This window comes from Mediterraneibacter butyricigenes (genome assembly GCF_003574295.1).
Lineage (GTDB): Bacteria > Bacillota > Clostridia > Lachnospirales > Lachnospiraceae > Mediterraneibacter_A > Mediterraneibacter_A butyricigenes.
Genome location: NZ_BHGK01000001.1, coordinates 1,100,505 through 1,116,941, shown reverse-complemented (window position 1 = coordinate 1,116,941; position 16,437 = coordinate 1,100,505). Strand labels below are relative to the sequence as shown.

Here is a 16,437-nt window from a genome sequence, read left to right as displayed (position 1 = left end):
ATGGCAAAAAACAAAATTGAACGTATCGACCAGGAAATTGAGAAAACCCGTGAGAAGATTGCGGAATATCAGGAAAAGCTCAAGACCTTGGAAGCACAGAAAACGGAGGCAGAGAATCTGGAAATCGTTCAGATGGTTCGTGCGTTACGCATGACTCCAGCACAGCTGAACGCTATGCTTTCCGGTGAAATGAACCACGGCAGAGATACAGCACTGTCGGAATCAAATAATCAGGAGGCTACCGCTTATGAAGAATAAAAGAATTTGCAAAACACTTTCCGCCCTTTGCCTGACAATGGTTGTGGCATTTGGCTTTACAATCCCTGCTTTCGCACAGGGGTCAGAACAGGCTCCGGCGGCACCGGCAGAGGATTCTACCAATGACAGCAATGTGATTGTGGAAGAAACAGAACCGGCACCGGCACTTACACCGGAGGGGAATGCGGCATTGGTGGATGATTTTGGAGGCAATAAGCAGCTTATTACTGTTACGACCAAAGCTGGAAATTACTTTTACATCTTGATTGATAGGGCGAATGAGGACAAGGAGACTGCTGTTCACTTTCTGAATCAGGTGGACGATGCAGACCTTGCGGCGCTGATGGAAGATGGAAAAACCAAAGAGGAGATGCCTGCGGTATGCAGCTGTTCAACAAAATGTGAAGCAGGGGCGGTCAATACGGCCTGCCCGGTCTGCGCAACTGATAAGAGTAAATGTACGGGCAAAGCACCGGAACCTCCGGCAGAAACATCGGAGCCGGAAAAGGAGAAGCCTGCCGGATTGAACCCGGCTGCGCTGGTCCTTTTGCTGGCTCTGCTGGGAGGCGGTGGCGTATTTGCCTACTTGAAGCTCGTTAAGAACAAGCCTAAGACCAAGGGCAATGACAGTCTGGACGATTATGATTATGGCGAGGAAGATTCCGAGGAATGGGAAACCGAGGGTGAGGAGTCGGAAGAACCGGATGCTGACGGGGGCAGCACAGAAGAAGATGATGAGGACAGTGTGAAATGACCCGTTTCACAGACAGTCCCTATGAACGCATGATGATACGCAGGCCGGAGGGCGGGAAGGAAACTTCCCGTCCTCCTTCTTTACCCCACAGCCACCCCTGCTATGGTTGCGGGAATTATGGAAGACCCTGCGTAGGTATCTGCCATCGTGAGATGGAACGCTGGCTTAAAGAAAGGAAACGAAAAAAATGAGTGTTCTGATTACATTTATTAAACTGATTTCTGTTTTTGATTTACTGGTGATTGCCGTGTATTTTGGCGGCGACATTCTTTCTACCATGTTAAACAAACTTCGGAGAACGCCAAAGCAAGATGACCCCTTTGATTTCTCCTTAGATACCGTGACAGTTTCATTGTCCATAGATTCTATCCGTCAGCTTTATTCCGGTGACGCGGCAGATTTTGTGAAAGAAAAGATCCTGCCAAATGTGGAGAAAACAATGGATGTTTTGACGGATCAGGAACAGGCAGCAGCCTGTCTGCTCTTATCTGCTCTGATCGGTTTTCTTGCAGCAGAAGCTCCTATGGATGAACAGAGCTTCCCTATGGTAATGGAACTTTTGAACTGTATGGAGGGGGAAAAAGAGGATGGTTGTCAGGATGCAGTAGATATTTTGTTTGAAGATACTGTCAGCAATACCCACCGTCATGAAGAATATTACAGCAATTATCAACGCTACCAGCTGATGCAGGTGGATAAAACCCGTGTCATTTTGGCTTGCCGCATCATCATCAATGACCTGCTGGGGAAACTGTACCGCTATGATTATCGGTTTGGCTATAACCTGCTTTTGGATGAGGAAAACAGCATTGAGAAAAAGCTGCACACGCCTGTGCGAGAAGAATGGGAGGATGAAGATTATGAAACTTGTAATTGCTGAAAAGCCATCAGTTGCCCAGAGTTTGGCGGCGGTGATCGGCGCAACCGTCCGTAAGGACGGGTATCTGGAGGGTAACGGCTGGCGTGTCAGCTGGTGCGTGGGTCATCTGGCCGGTCTTGCAGATGCAGACAGCTATGACCCCAAGTATGCCAAGTGGAGATATGATGACCTGCCTATCCTGCCGGAACATTGGCAGATGGTAGTGGGAAAGGATAAGAAAAAGCAGTTTGATATTCTGAAAAAGCTGATGAACGCCCCGGATGTGACGGAAGTGGTAAATGCCTGCGATGCCGGACGCGAGGGCGAGATGATCTTCCGTAGCGTCTATGAGCTGGCAGGTTGCAAGAAGCCTATGAAAAGGCTCTGGATTTCTTCGATGGAGGACTCTGCCATAAGGGAAGGCTTTGCAAACCTGCGCCCCGGTGCGGATTATGACGGACTTCGGGATGCTGCCCTCTGCCGTGCCAAGGCCGACTGGCTGGTGGGGATCAATGCGACAAGGCTTTTTTCCGTGCTGTATCACCGAACCCTCAACATCGGGCGCGTGATGTCCCCGACGCTGGCGCTTATTGTTCAGCGAGAAGCTGAGATCGACACCTTTCAGCCGATTCCCTTTTATACCGTGGCGCTGGAGCTGCCCGGTCTTACCGTATCCGGGGAGCGCATGGCGGATAAGGCCGCTGCTGAGCAGCTGAAAGAAGCCTGTCAGGGTGTAAATGTCACAATCAAAAAGGTGGAGTGCAAGGAAAAGTCCGAAAAGCCGCCTGCCCTCTATGACCTGACTACTCTGCAAAGAGATGCCAACCGCCTGCTTGGATTTACAGCCCAGCAGACCCTGGACTATCTGCAAAGCCTGTATGAAAAGAAGCTCTGCACCTATCCCCGTACTGACAGTCGCTATCTGACTGGCGATATGGCAGACAGCCTGCCGGTGTTGGTGAATCTGGTTGCCAGTGCTATGCCGTTTCGCAAAGGAATCGCCATTACCTGTGATCCGCAGACGGTAATCAACGATAAGAAAGTAACCGACCACCACGCAGTAATCCCTACCAGAAATCTCAAGGATGCAGACCTTTCTGCCCTTCCTGCGGGAGAAAAAGCGGTGCTGGAGCTGGTGGCCCTGCGTCTGATGTGCGCCGTAGCCCAGCCCCATATCTATTCGGAAACCGTTGTGATTGCAGCGTGTGCCGGTGGGGAGTTTACCACAAAAGGAAAAACAGTGAAGCACCCCGGATGGAAAGCACTGGAGGACGCTTATCGTGCCAAAATGAAGGATACAGAGCCGAAAAAAGAGGGCGTAGAGAAAGCCCTGCCGGAGCTGACCGAAGGACAGACACTTTCGGTTTCTGCGGCAATCGTCAAAGAAGGCAAAAGCAGTCCGCCTCAGCACTTTACGGAGGACACCCTATTGTCCGCAATGGAGACTGCCGGAAAAGAGAATATGCCGGAGGACGCCGAGCGAAAAGGTCTGGGGACACCGGCCACCCGTGCCGGTATTTTGGAAAAGCTGGTATCTGCCGGTTTTCTGGAACGAAAAAAGAGCAGGAAAACGGTGCAGCTTCTCCCTTCCCACGATGCAGTTTCCCTGATCACAGTGCTGCCGGAACAACTGCAATCGCCGCTTCTGACTGCCGAGTGGGAGTACCGCCTGGGCGAGATCGAGCGCGGGCAGCTTGCCCCGGAGGAGTTTTTAGACGGGATCAGCACCATGCTGAAAGATCTGGTGGGGACTTATCAGGTCATCAAGGGAACCGAGTACCTGTTCACTCCGCCCCGTGAGGTGGTGGGCAAATGCCCTCGCTGCGGCGGTGAAGTTGCAGAACTGCAAAAAGGCTTCTTCTGTCAGAATGATTCTTGCAGATTTGCAATCTGGAAAAACAACAAATGGTGGGCTGCCAAGAAAAAACAGCCGACCAAGGCTGTGGTGTCTGCGCTGCTGAACGATGACCGTGTCCGTGTGACGGGGCTATATTCGGAGAAAACCGGCAAGACCTACGATGCCACTGTGGTTTTGGAGGACGATGGACAGTATGCTAACTTCAAGCTGGAATTTGACCAGCGGAAAGGAGGCAGCCGATGAAGCTCTCTTTAGTGGAACGGGAAACCATTCTCCTCTATAACCAGGCAGAACCAATGGCTGAGGTCTACACCCACGATCCCCGTCTGATGGAGAAGCTGGAACTGCTGGCAAAAAAGCACCCCGACCAGATCACCCGAAAGGACGCCCATAACTTTACCGTCCCCAAGCGGTGTGTATCAGTCCGGGAGCCATACAGCGCCGAGCGCCGCAAAGCTGCCAGTGAGCGTGCGAAAGCCGCCGGATACCAGCCCCCTGTGAAAAAGTCCGGCAGTTAAAGGCACATGGCAGAGAATGTATTTGAAGCAGTCAAGCAGTCGGTCAGCACCAGAGAAGCGGCAGAGTTTTATGGGATCGAGGTCAAACGAAATGGCATGGCCTGCTGTCCCTTCCACGATGATAAGAACCCCAGCATGAAGGTAGACCAGCGGTTCCACTGCTTTGGCTGCGGTGCAGATGGGGATGTGATCGACTTTACCGCAAAGCTCTTTAACCTCTCCCCAAAAGAAGCGGCGGAGAAACTGGCACATGACTTTGGCCTGATCTATGACAGTCAGGCCCCGCCCCGCAGGAGATATGTCCGGCAAAAAACCGAGGCACAGAAGTTTCGGGAGGATCGACAGCGCTGTTATCGCGTACTGTCCGATTACTACTATCTGCTGAAAAAATGGGAAGCCGACCGTTCTCCCAGGACACCGGCGGAAGAACCGCACCCCCGTTTTGTGGAAGCAATCCAGAAGAAAGCCTATGTAGAGTACCTGCTGGACCTTTTTCTTTATGAAAGTGAAGAAGAACAAAAGGCATGGATTGCAGAACACACAGCAGAAATCACACACTTGGAAAGGAGATTGAAAATCATGGCTGAGAATAAACCCACCAATCGAGAACGGCTAAGGGAAATCACAGATGGCATCGAGCAGGGCATCAAAGAACTGTTTGAAAGCAAAAAGTATATGCGTTATCTGTCCGTCATGTCCCGATTTCACCGCTATTCGGTAAACAACACCATGCTCATCTATATGCAGAAGCCGGACGCCACTTTGGTAGCCGGATACAATAAGTGGAAAGACCAGTTTGAGCGTCATGTAAAAAAGGGCGAGCATGGCATTACCATCATCGCCCCCACACCATATAAGAAGAAAATCGAGGAGCAGAAGCTGGACCCGGATACCAAGGCTCCGATTTTTGATAAAGACGGAAAGATCGTCACAGAGGAAAAAGAAATCGAGATCCCCATGTTTCGCCCGGTCAAGGTCTTTGATGTGAGCCAGACCGACGGGAAACCTTTGCCGGAGCTTGCATCATCCCTTTCCGGAAATGTGCCAAATTATGAGGCATTCATGGAGGCCCTGCGCCACAGCGCACCGGTGCCGATTACTTTTGAAGCAATGGCCGCCGATACGGACGGCTATTTTTCTGCCGATCATCAGAAAATTGCCATTCGTCAGGGCATGAGTGAGGTTCAGACGGTTTCAGCAACGGTCCATGAAATTGCTCACAGCAAGCTGCATGACCATAAAAAGCAGGAAAATGAAGAAGGAGCAGAGAAAAAGAGCCGCCGCACGGAAGAAGTAGAAGCAGAAAGCATCTCCTATGCAGTCTGCAAATATTTTGGCATCGAGACAGGAGAAAACAGCTTTGGCTATATTGTCAGTTGGAGTCAGGGCAAGGAACTGAAAGAGTTGAGAGCCAGTTTGGAGATCATCAACAAAACCTCCGGCACTTTGATCTCCGACATTGAGCGCCACTATAAGGAAATCTGCAAAGAGCGCGGAATCGACCCTCATGCAAAGGTAGAGCCGGAGCCCGCCCCGATAGAGCAGCCAGAAGATGCCACTAAGGTATCTGATAGACAGCCAACCAGCAATCTGACCTACTATGTAGCAGAGTGCATGGAATTTCCAAACCTCGGAGAATACCACGATAACCTGTCTTTGGAGGAAGCTGTCCGCATTTATCAGGAGATTCCGGCAGAACGAATGAACGGGATCAAGGGCATTGGTTTTGAGCTGAAAGACGGAAGCGACTATGAAGGACCTTTTCCGATTTTGACCGGCCAGACCATTGACCTGGACACCATCCAGGCAATCGACTATTACCGTGATAATCCTCTGGTGCAAAAAGCGGTAAAGGAACTGGCTACGGCAATGCCAGAAATGGAAGTGCTGGGGGCGGATGCCAACCAGCAGGAGGCTTTGTTTCTGATTGACGATGCCACCTATCTTCATATCCAATCCTGTGACAGCGGCTGGGACTATACCCTTTACGATGCCGCGTCCATGAAAGAGCTGGATGGTGGTCAGCTGGATATGCCGGAGATTTCCCGCATGAAGGCAGTTCTCCAGATTTGTGATGACAACGATTTGGGCAGAGACTCGGTAAAATACGCACCGTTGTCCATGATTGAGACCTTGCAGGAAGCTGCCTACCAGCAGATGCAGGCAGAGGTCAGTCAGATGGCTGCTTCTTCCCAGCTGCCGGAAGCACAGGAGCAGGCACTGGATGAATACCCCATGCCGGATGAGCAGGTCTCCACACCAGATATGCAGGAATACGGCTACTCCTATGATGGGATGTTCCCTGTTACCAGAGAGCGGGCGCTGGAACTGGATGCCGCCGGTTTGACCGTCTATGTGCTGCATGAGGACAATACGGAGAGCATGGTGTTTGACCCGCAGGAAATCATGGATCATGGCGGTCTTTTTGGCATGGACCGTGAGGAATGGGAGAAAAGCCCTCAGTTCCACGAAAAGGTCATGGAGCGTCAGGAACATCAGCAGGAACGCGAACAGGCATTTCTATCCCAGAACAGAGATTGCTTTGCTATCTATCAGGTGAGCCGTGACGATCCGCAGAATGTGCGCTTTATGAATCTGGATTGGTTAAAGTCCCATGACATTTCCATAGACCGCAGCAATTATGACCTCATTTACACAGCTCCGCTGAGGGAGTCTGGCACGGTACCGGAGCAGCTGGAAAAACTATATGAGCAGTTTAATCTGCAAAAGCCGGCGGATTTTCACAGTCCTTCTATGAGTGTCAGTGACATCGTTGCGATCAAGCAGGACGGTAAGGTATCCTGTCATTACTGTGACAGTGTTGGTTTTACCCAGATCCCCGGATTCCTGCCGGAAAATCCGCTGAAAAATGCGGAGATGGCCGTGGAGGACGATTACGGCATGATCGACGGTATCATCAACAATGGCGCAAAAGAGCCTACGGTGGCAGAGCTGGAACAGCAGGCCCGCAACGGTCAGCCCATTTCCCTCATGGATTTGGCTGCCGCTGCCCATCGGGAGGAACGGGAAAAGAAAAAGTCCGTCATGGAGCAGCTGAAAAGCCAGCCCAAGGCAGAACACAAAAAGATAGCGCCAAAAAAGAGTGCGGAAAGGGAGATTTGATATGGGAAACTTTACTTTTGAGGAAATGAACCTGATGTGCATTTACAATACCGGCAGCCGCACCGGACTGATCGACAGCCTGCGTGAGATGCGCGGCGAGCTGGCCCCGGAGGAAACCGAGCTGCGGGAGTTGACAGACAGCGCACTGGGCAAGCTCCAGGCCATGAGTGATGCCGAGTTTGCCGAGCTGGAGTTGTATCCGGATTTTGACCAGTAAACACCATAATCGCAGGGATGGGGTGGCAATATGCCACCCCACCTTTTTACCCCAAAACTGAAAGGAGGACAGAACACTATGCCAACCAAAGCTGAACTATATGCACAGATGGCGGAGAAGGTAACAACGCAGCTCACGGGGAGCTGGCAGGAATGGGCAGGGTTTCTCACCACTGCTTCCCGCCTTTACAAGTACCCGTTCCATGAGCAGTTGATGATCTACGCCCAGCGTCCGGACGCCACCGCCTGTGCAGAGTACGATTTGTGGAATGAAAAGATGGGCCGGTATGTAAGGCGCGGCTCCAAGGGAATCGCTCTGGTGGACGATTCCGGGGACAGACCCCGCCTGCGCTATGTTTTTGATATTTCCGACACCGGAACCCGTGAACATTCCCGCACTCCCTGGCTGTGGCAGCTGGAGGAGCGCCATTTGGATTCGGTGCAGGCCATGCTTGAGCGCACCTATGATGTTTCCGGTGATGACCTTGCCGGACAGCTCACTGAGGTAGCCGGAAAACTGGCTGAGGAATACTGGACGGAGCATCAGCAGGACTTCTTCTATATCGTTGACGGTTCCTTTTTGGAGGAATATGATGAGTTTAACATCGGAGTACAGTTCAAGGCAGCAGCCACCGTCAGTATCACTTACGCTTTGATGTCCCGCTGTGGACTGGAGCCGGAACGCTACTTCGACCACGAAGATTTCATGGCAATCTTTGATTTCAACACCCCGTCCACCATCGGGGCGCTGGGAACAGCGGTCAGCCAGATCAACCAGCAGGTGCTGCGGCAGATCGGCGTTACCGTCCGAAATGCAGAGCGCGAAGCCAACCAAGAAAGGAGCAAACAAGATGAACAATCCCATGACCTATATCCAGAACGGAGACTATCTGATTCCCGACCTGAAGCTGAGCCAGCAGCCGGAGAAAACCCTGGGCAAGTACGGCAGGATGAGGAAAACCTACCTGAAGGAACACCGTCCCATCCTCTACAACCAGATGCTGCTGAACGAGAAGTTGTACCAGCACCTTCTGGAGATCGACGAGACCGCCCAGAGCAGACTGGAGCAGATGATGCCCCAGCTGGCGAAAGAAGCGGGAGCCACCGAGGAATTGAAAGCCAGCGATCCCATGAAGTGGGTGGGGCTGATGAACAACTGCAAAGCCCAGGCAGAGGAGATCCTGATGGCGGAGCTTATCAACAGCTGACTCTAAACCTGTTCCTCTCCGAAGCGGAACAGATCCAATCCATAGATGAGGCAGAGAATGTAGCGCATACATCCTCTGCTTTTTCTTTTGCCCAAAATGACATCGACCATGTGCTGCGTTTGGGCGGCAATACAGACCGTCAAAGGGAGCGTGTGGTTGCAGCCTTTGAAAAGCAGAAAACCACCGCTGAGATTGCCGAGATACTGAAAACGCTGTACCACGGCGGCAATGGCCTTGGCAGTGTGAGCGCATGGTATGCCGAGGATGGTATCCATCTTTCCCATGGGAAGTCTGTCCGTTATGACAGGTCTGCCCAGGTCATTTCTTGGGAGAGCGCCGCAGAGCGTATCGGGGAGCTTTTGGAAAGTGGTCAGTTTGCCTCCAATGTGGAGCTTGCAGAAGCGGCAGGCTATGAACGCTCCCTCCTCTCGGAAAAGCTCTGGCATCTGTATCACGATCTCAGTGAGGACGCCAGAAAAGACGGATATTTGTCCTGCCTGTCAGAGATCAAAGGCAATGGTTTCCCGGAGGAGACCCGCCGCCTGACGGAGCAGCTGAGTGACCCGGCTTTCCGCCAGACCCTCAAGGAAGAATACGCCGCCTTCTGGACTGCCTATCAGCAGGACCGTGACCTGTTGCGTTTTCACTATCACAGACCAAGGGAGATCTGGGAGAACTTGAAGGACCTTGACCTGCCGCGCAGGACCTTTTCTTCAGACCTTTCCCAAGTGCCAACAGTTCAGCACTTCATTACCGAGGATGAGATCGACGCCGCTATGACCGGCGGCAGCAGTTTCGCCGGAGGAAAAGGCCGTATCTATGCGTTCTTCATGGCAAACCATACGGATAAGGAGAAAGTGAGATTCCTCAAAGACGAGTATGGCATTGGCGGACGCTCTCATGCCCTGTCCGGCGCAACACACAGCGGCGAAGATCACGATGGGAAAGGACTGCACTATAAAAAGCAGGACTGCCCGGATGTTCACTTGAACTGGGAAAAGGTTGCCAAGCGCATTACCTCTCTTGTCCAGAAAGGCCGCTATCTTACCGAACAGGAACAGGCGCAGTATGACAAAATCCAGGCTGAAAAGGAATTGGCAGAAGAAGATACCATCCAAGCCCAGCAGCCGGAGGTGGAGAAAGAAACGCCAAAGCCTACCCTTCGGGAGCAGTTTGAGCAGTATAAGACTGTGGTGACTGCCGCCATTTCCGAGGATACCGCATACCGCAATGCCTGCGGGCATTCTGACCGTGAAAATGCTGTCATCGAGGGCAATGCCGCTGTGCGCCGTGCGGTCCTTGGTTCTAAGGATATGGAGCTGATCCGCCTCTATTCGGATGTGCCGGAGTTCCGACAGCGACTGCACCGGGAAGTGATCGACGAAACCTATCCAAAGCTCCATGAACTTCTGCGCCCTCTTTCTCAGGAAGATATTGATACTGCCATTTGTGCATGGAACGGCAATATCGAGAGTAAACACGCTGTCGTCCGTTATATGAAAGACCATGCAAGAGAGAAAGATACCGCTGCATGGCTGGCTCAGGAATACGGCGGCAGTAACAGCAACAGCCTGTTCGTTGTCCGTGCCGGCAGCCCGGAGGAAACGCAGCTGCCCTGGCCGAAGGTACAGCGCAGGCTTGCCCAGCTTATTCAGGAGGATCGGTTCTATACCGAAGAAGAACAGGACCGTTTTGACGACATCGACCCAATCGCCATCCGGGAAGCTCTGGAGGAAAGAGGGATCGTCAACGGCCAGGTGGCAGACCCGGAAAAACTGGACAATGCCCCGTTTATCCAACAGGTGATGTCAGATGCCGAGACAGAGCAGACTTCCGAAGTTTCCATTTCCGATGAGGAATATGACGCAGTTCGCCGCCCAATTCCGCAAAGAACCTCCTATGACCCAGCCGCCCCGGTCTATGCCGTGGGCGATACCGTGTATATCGAGGATGACGCCTATCAGATCACCGAGCTGCGGGAGGACACCGTACAGCTTCTGCCCACTGGGATGGTATATCCCATCTACCGGGCAGAGCGCAAAGAACAGTTCGAGCAGCTGCTTCGGGCAGACCGCCGCAATGCTTACTATACCGAGTTTCTTCCTACTGACCCGGACAAGGCAGATCAGGACTTGCGGGATGTATTGGCTCATGGACTGATGGATGAAGCGGATAAAAAGCAGATTTCCACGCTGCTGCAATCCGGCAGGAGCAACAGCGAGATCGCCTACTGGCTGAGCAGAGCCTATTCCGGTGAGATCGAGACACTGAATCTGGAGACCGGCGATATTGCCGATTACCGTACCACGGCACAGGGCATGGAGCTGGAAGTCATGGATGCAGAGGAAAAGCGTCTGGCTATGCTGTATTTCCGCTGGGATGAGGTTGCGTCTTTGCTGCGCGGGATGTATGCCCGTCAGCAGGACGGTTTTGGACAGGAGCAGCCCCAACCGGCTACCGAATCCCCGACCTTCCATTCCGAGACCATGGCCGTCTATCCGGGCGATAAGAACAATCTGCCTTATGATGTGGTGGTGGAACGACTGCATATCGAGGAGCCGGAGCCACCAGCCCCTGTGACTGAGCCGGAGAAAACCTTTGAGGAAGTGTTGGATGAACACCCGGTTTCCATTCAGGTCAATGGCCAGTGGCAGACCTTCCCCAATGCCAAAGCTGCCGAGGAAGCATCTTATGAGGAATACAAGGCTAACCTGCGCCGCAATGCAAAAAACTTCCGCATTACCGATGAGCATTTGGGCGAAGGCGGTCCGAAAGCCAAGTTCCAGGCAAATGTCAATGCGATTCGTTTGCTGAAAGAGCTGGAAGCTGCCGGACAGCAGGCAAGCCCCGAACAGCAGGAGGTTCTTTCTCGATATGTGGGCTGGGGCGGTCTCTCTGATGCGTTTGACCCGGAGAAACCGGTATGGGCTTTAGAGTATGCCCAGCTAAAAGAACTGCTGACCCCGGAGGAATATGCCGCCGCCAGAAGCTCTACCCTCAACGCCCATTACACCAGCCCTACGGTCATTCAGGCCATCTATGAAGCGGTGGACCGTATGGGATTTGAGACCGGAAATATTCTGGAGCCGTCTATGGGTGTGGGCAATTTCTTTGGTATGCTGCCGGAGAAAATGCGAAACAGCCGTCTGTACGGCGTGGAGCTGGACCCTGTTTCCGGGCGCATCGCAAAGCAGCTCTATCCCAAGGCGGACATCACAGTAGGCGGCTTTGAGACCACCGATAGGCGTGACTTCTTTGACCTTGCCATCGGCAATGTACCTTTCGGTCAGTATCAGGTCAATGACAAAGCCTACAACAAGCTGAATTTCAGTATTCACAACTACTTTTTCGCCAAAGCACTGGACCAGGTGCGTCCCGGCGGCGTGGTGGCTTTTGTAACCTCCCGCTATACTATGGACGCCAAGGATTCCACCGTGCGCCGCTATCTTGCCCAGCGTGCCGAGCTGCTGGGGGCTATCCGTCTGCCGAATGACGCGTTCAAAAAGAATGCCGGTGCCGAGGTGGTATCAGACATCATCTTCCTCCAAAAGCGGGACCGCCCGCTGGACATCGTGCCGGAATGGACTCAAACCGGACAGACGGAGGACGGATTTGCCATCAACCGGTATTTTATCGACCACCCGGAAATGGTGCTGGGCAGACAGGAGCCGGTAAGCACTGCTCATGGTATGGACTACACCGTAAACCCTATCGAGGGACTGGAGCTTTCCGACCAGCTGCATGATGCGGTGAAGTATATTCATGGCACTTATCAGGAGGCAGAGCTGCCGGAGCTGGGCGAAGGCGAAGCTATTGACACCTCCATTCCTGCCGACCCCAATGTGAAGAACTATTCCTATGCCATTGTAGACGGGCAGGTGTACTACCGGGAAAACAGCTGTATGGTGCGTCCTGACCTCAACGCCACCGCAGAAGCCCGTGTAAAAGGTCTTGTGGGACTGCGTGATTGTGTGCAGGAACTGATCGACCTTCAGATGGATGCAGCGGTTCCGGACAGCACCATTCGGGAGAAGCAGTCGGAACTGAACCAGCTCTATGACGGCTTTTCTGCCAAATACGGTCTCATCAATGACCGTGCAAACCGACTGGCCTATGCAGATGATTCTTCCTATTACCTGCTCTGTGCGCTGGAAGTCATCGACGAGGACGGGAAACTGGAACGTAAGGCAGATATGTTCACCAAGCGGACCATCAAGCCCCATCAGGCGGTGGCTGTGGTGGATACGGCAAGTGAAGCACTGGCGGTGTCCATCTCGGAAAAAGCCTGCGTGGATATGGACTATATGAGCCAGCTTACCGGAAAAACAAAAGAAGCACTGGCTGGAGAACTGCAAGGCGTGATCTTCCGTGTACCGGGACAGTTGGAGCAGGACGGAACGCCTCATTATGTGACTGCTGATGAATACCTCTCCGGCAATGTACGCCGCAAACTGCGTCAGGCGCAGCGGGCCGCACAGCAGGACCCGGTTTATGCAGTCAATGTGGAAGCTCTTACCGCCGCCCAGCCCAAAGACCTGGATGCGTCGGAGATCGAGGTGCGTCTGGGCGCTACCTGGATTGACAAGGAATATATCCAGCAGTTTATGTATGAGACCTTTAATACCCCGTTTTATCTCCAACGCAGTATCGAGGTCAACTATTCGTCCTTTACCGCTGAATGGCAGATCAAGGGGAAATCTTCCGTATCCTACAACGATGTGGCAGCCTACACCACCTACGGAACCAGCCGTGCCAATGCCTACAAGATTTTGGAGGACAGCCTGAACCTGCGAGATGTCCGTATCTATGACACCATAGAGGACGCAGACGGAAAAGAGCGCCGCGTGCTGAACGCCAAGGAGACCACCCTGGCTGCCCAAAAACAGCAAGCTATCCGGGAAGCCTTTAGGGACTGGATCTGGAGAGACCCGGAACGCCGCCAGACTTTGGTGCGCCAGTACAACGAAGAAATGAACTCTACCCGTCCCCGTGAATATGATGGCAGTCATATCACTTTTGGAGGGATGAACCCGGCCATTACCCTGCGGGAACACCAGAAAAGCGCCATCGCCCATGTGCTGTATGGAGGAAATACCCTGTTGGCACACGAAGTAGGCGCAGGTAAAACCTTTGAGATGGTGGCCGCTGCGATGGAAGCCAAACGCCTGGGACTGTGCCAGAAATCTCTTTTTGTGGTTCCAAACCACCTGACCGAGCAGTGGGCGTCGGAGTTTCTGCGCCTCTATCCTTCCGCCAATATCTTGGTCACCACCAAAAAGGACTTTGAGACCCATAACCGAAAGAAGTTCTGCGCTCGTATTGCGACGGGTGATTATGATGCCATTATCATGGGACACAGCCAGTTTGAGCGTATCCCCATCAGCCGGGAGCGCCAGGAAAGGCTTCTCTATGAGCAGATCGACGAGATCACTGAGGGCATCGCAGAGGTGCAGGCCAGCGGCGGCGAGCGTTTTACCGTCAAGCAGCTGGAGCGTACCCGAAAATCTCTGGAAGCCAGACTGGAAAAGCTGCAAGCCGAGGGGCGAAAAGACGATGTGGTAACCTTTGAGCAGCTGGGTGTAGACCGATTGTTCGTAGACGAGGCTCACAACTATAAGAACCTGTTTTTATATACAAAAATGCGGAATGTGGCTGGCCTTTCCACATCGGACGCACAGAAATCCTCCGATATGTTTGCCAAATGCCGCTATATGGATGAGATCACCGGAAACCGTGGCGTGATTTTTGCCACCGGCACACCGGTCAGCAACTCCATGACCGAGCTTTACACCATGCAGCGTTACCTTCAGTATGAACGCCTGCAAGAACTGAACATGACCCACTTCGACTGCTGGGCTTCCCGATTCGGGGAGACCGTCACAGCATTGGAGCTGGCACCGGAGGGAACCGGCTACCGGGCAAGAACAAGGTTTTCCAAGTTCTTTAACCTGCCAGAGCTGATGAACCTGTTCAAAGAAGTGGCGGACATCAAGACTGCCGACCAACTGAACCTGCCCACCCCGGAGGTGGAATACCACAACATCGTGGCGCAGCCTACCGAACATCAGCAGGAAATGGTCAAGGCTCTTTCGGAACGGGCATCGCTGGTACACAGCGGAACCGTTGACCCATCCCAGGACAATATGCTCAAGATTACCTCGGATGGCCGTAAGCTGGGCCTGGACCAGAGAATCGTCAACCAGATGCTGCCGGATGAACCTGGCACAAAGGTCAATCAGTGCGTGGACAACATCATGCAGATCTGGCGGGATGGCAAAGCTGACAAGCTGACCCAGCTGGTGTTCTGCGACATTTCTACACCGCAGGCAAAAGCTCCTGCAAGCAAGGCGGCGAAAACGCTGGATAATCCACTGCTTCACGCATTGGAAGGCGCTGTGCCTCTGCCGGAGCAGGAACCGGTCTTTACGGTATATGACGATATTCGTCAGAAACTCATTGCTCAGGGAATGCCTGCCGACCAGATTGCTTTTATCCATGAAGCCAACACCGAAGTGCGGAAAAAGGAGTTGTTCTCTAAAGTCCGTACCGGTCAGGTGCGTGTCCTTTTGGGCAGCACCGCCAAGATGGGCGCAGGCACCAATGTGCAGGACCGTCTGGTGGCACTTCATGACCTGGACTGTCCGTGGAGACCGGGAGACCTTGCCCAGCGCAAGGGCCGTATCGAGCGCCAGGGTAACCAGAATCCTCTTGTCCATGTGTACCGCTATGTGACCGAAGGAACCTTTGACGCATACCTCTGGCAGACGGTGGAGAATAAGCAAAAATTCATCAGTCAGATCATGACTTCTAAATCGCCGGTGCGCTCCTGCGATGATGTGGACGAAACAGCACTTTCCTTTGCCGAGATCAAGGCTCTGTGTGCCGGAGATCCCCGTATCAAGGAGCGTATGGATTTGGATGTGGAGGTATCCCGCCTGAAGCTGATGAAAGCCGACCACCAGAGCAAGCAATATCGTCTGGAGGACCAGCTGCTCAAATACTTCCCGGAGGAGATTGAAAAGCACAAAGGTTTTATCAAGGGCTTTGAATCCGATCTGGAGGTTTTGGCAGCTCACCCGCACCCGGAGGACGGCTTTGCCGGTATGGAGATTCGTGGAGACCTGCTGACCGATAAGGAGAACGCTGGTGCAGCTCTTTTGGATGCCTGCAAGGAGGTCAAAACCTCCGATCCGGTGCAGATCGGCAGCTACCGGGGTTATGCCATGTCCGTGGAATTTTCCGCCTGGAAACAGGAATATACGCTCCTGCTGAAAGGACAGATGACCCACCGGGCAACCCTTGGTACAGACCCTCGCGGAAATCTTACCCGTATCGACAATGCCCTCGCCCAGATGCCCCAGCGTCTGGAGGCGGCAAAGGCCCAGCTGGATAACCTCTATCAGCAGCAGGCTGCCGCAAAGGAGGAAGTCGGAAAGCCATTCCTTTATGAAGAAGAACTGAGAAGCAAAAACGCCCGTCTGGTGGAGTTGGATACCCTGCTCAACATCGACGGAAAGGGGCAGGCACACACCGAGTCTGTTGTTGCCAAAAGCACACGGCCTTCGGTGCTGGATACCCTAAAACGCCCGGTGCAACCCCGTAGTACAGACAAGAAACCAAAACAGCATGAGGAGGTGCGATAA

The 16,437-nt window shown here is 53.0% G+C and carries 12 protein-coding genes; 10 read left to right on the top strand and 2 right to left on the bottom strand.

Annotated elements, in window-relative coordinates:
• From KGMB01110_RS05270 to KGMB01110_RS05235, 8 genes are read left to right on the top strand one after another with little or no spacing between them, the layout of a single operon-like run.
• A complete protein-coding gene (locus KGMB01110_RS05270; protein WP_119297776.1) occupies window positions 1–258 on the top strand; it encodes a DUF4315 family protein in 258 nt (85 codons plus the stop codon).
• Complete coding sequence (locus KGMB01110_RS05265) at window positions 248–1,012, top strand: DUF4366 domain-containing protein (RefSeq protein ID WP_119297775.1); 765 nt, start codon at window positions 248–250, stop codon at window positions 1,010–1,012. Before KGMB01110_RS05270 ends, KGMB01110_RS05265 begins: the two co-directional genes overlap by 11 nt.
• Window positions 1,009–1,203, top strand: coding sequence for a hypothetical protein (locus KGMB01110_RS05260; RefSeq protein WP_119297774.1), 195 nt, complete (start codon window positions 1,009–1,011; stop codon window positions 1,201–1,203). The genes KGMB01110_RS05265 and KGMB01110_RS05260 overlap by 4 nt, the downstream gene beginning before the upstream one ends.
• On the top strand, window positions 1,200–1,892 hold the full coding sequence (locus KGMB01110_RS05255) for a conjugal transfer protein TraG (protein ID WP_119297773.1): 693 nt from the start codon (window positions 1,200–1,202) through the stop codon (window positions 1,890–1,892). The genes KGMB01110_RS05260 and KGMB01110_RS05255 overlap by 4 nt, the downstream gene beginning before the upstream one ends.
• A complete protein-coding gene (locus KGMB01110_RS05250; protein WP_330508041.1) occupies window positions 1,873–3,972 on the top strand; it encodes a type IA DNA topoisomerase in 2,100 nt (699 codons plus the stop codon). The genes KGMB01110_RS05255 and KGMB01110_RS05250 overlap by 20 nt, the downstream gene beginning before the upstream one ends.
• On the top strand, window positions 3,969–4,247 hold the full coding sequence (locus KGMB01110_RS05245) for a hypothetical protein (RefSeq protein WP_004798047.1): 279 nt from the start codon (window positions 3,969–3,971) through the stop codon (window positions 4,245–4,247). Before KGMB01110_RS05250 ends, KGMB01110_RS05245 begins: the two co-directional genes overlap by 4 nt.
• Window positions 4,248–4,253: 6 nt before the next feature.
• Window positions 4,254–7,370: a YodL domain-containing protein gene (locus tag KGMB01110_RS05240; RefSeq protein ID WP_119297771.1), complete on the top strand. Its 3,117-nt coding sequence runs from the start codon at window positions 4,254–4,256 to the stop codon at window positions 7,368–7,370.
• Between the two features lies 1 nt (window position 7,371).
• Window positions 7,372–7,587, top strand: coding sequence for a transposon-transfer assisting family protein (locus KGMB01110_RS05235; RefSeq protein WP_002576226.1), 216 nt, complete (start codon window positions 7,372–7,374; stop codon window positions 7,585–7,587).
• 96 nt (window positions 7,588–7,683) lie between these two features.
• Here the strand turns inward: KGMB01110_RS05235 and KGMB01110_RS15275 are convergent, their stop codons facing one another.
• The gene (locus KGMB01110_RS15275) at window positions 7,684–8,451 is read right to left on the bottom strand and encodes a hypothetical protein (RefSeq protein WP_243112683.1); all 768 of its coding nucleotides are present in this window, start codon (window positions 8,449–8,451) and stop codon (window positions 7,684–7,686) included.
• On the opposite strand from KGMB01110_RS15275, the gene KGMB01110_RS15270 reads away from it, so the two are divergent.
• Window positions 8,450–8,794, top strand: coding sequence for a TnpV protein (locus tag KGMB01110_RS15270; RefSeq protein WP_437566535.1), 345 nt, complete (start codon window positions 8,450–8,452; stop codon window positions 8,792–8,794). The two genes, KGMB01110_RS15275 and KGMB01110_RS15270, sit on opposite strands and share 2 nt — an antisense overlap.
• A 2-nt stretch (window positions 8,795–8,796) precedes the next feature.
• Here the strand turns inward: KGMB01110_RS15270 and KGMB01110_RS15650 are convergent, their stop codons facing one another.
• A complete protein-coding gene (locus KGMB01110_RS15650; RefSeq protein ID WP_330508040.1) occupies window positions 8,797–9,078 on the bottom strand; it encodes a hypothetical protein in 282 nt (93 codons plus the stop codon).
• 444 nt (window positions 9,079–9,522) lie between these two features.
• On the opposite strand from KGMB01110_RS15650, the gene KGMB01110_RS05230 reads away from it, so the two are divergent.
• Window positions 9,523–16,437 carry an SNF2-related protein gene (locus KGMB01110_RS05230; RefSeq protein ID WP_330508039.1) on the top strand — a complete coding sequence of 2,305 codons (6,915 nt, stop codon included), beginning with the start codon at window positions 9,523–9,525 and terminating at the stop codon, window positions 16,435–16,437.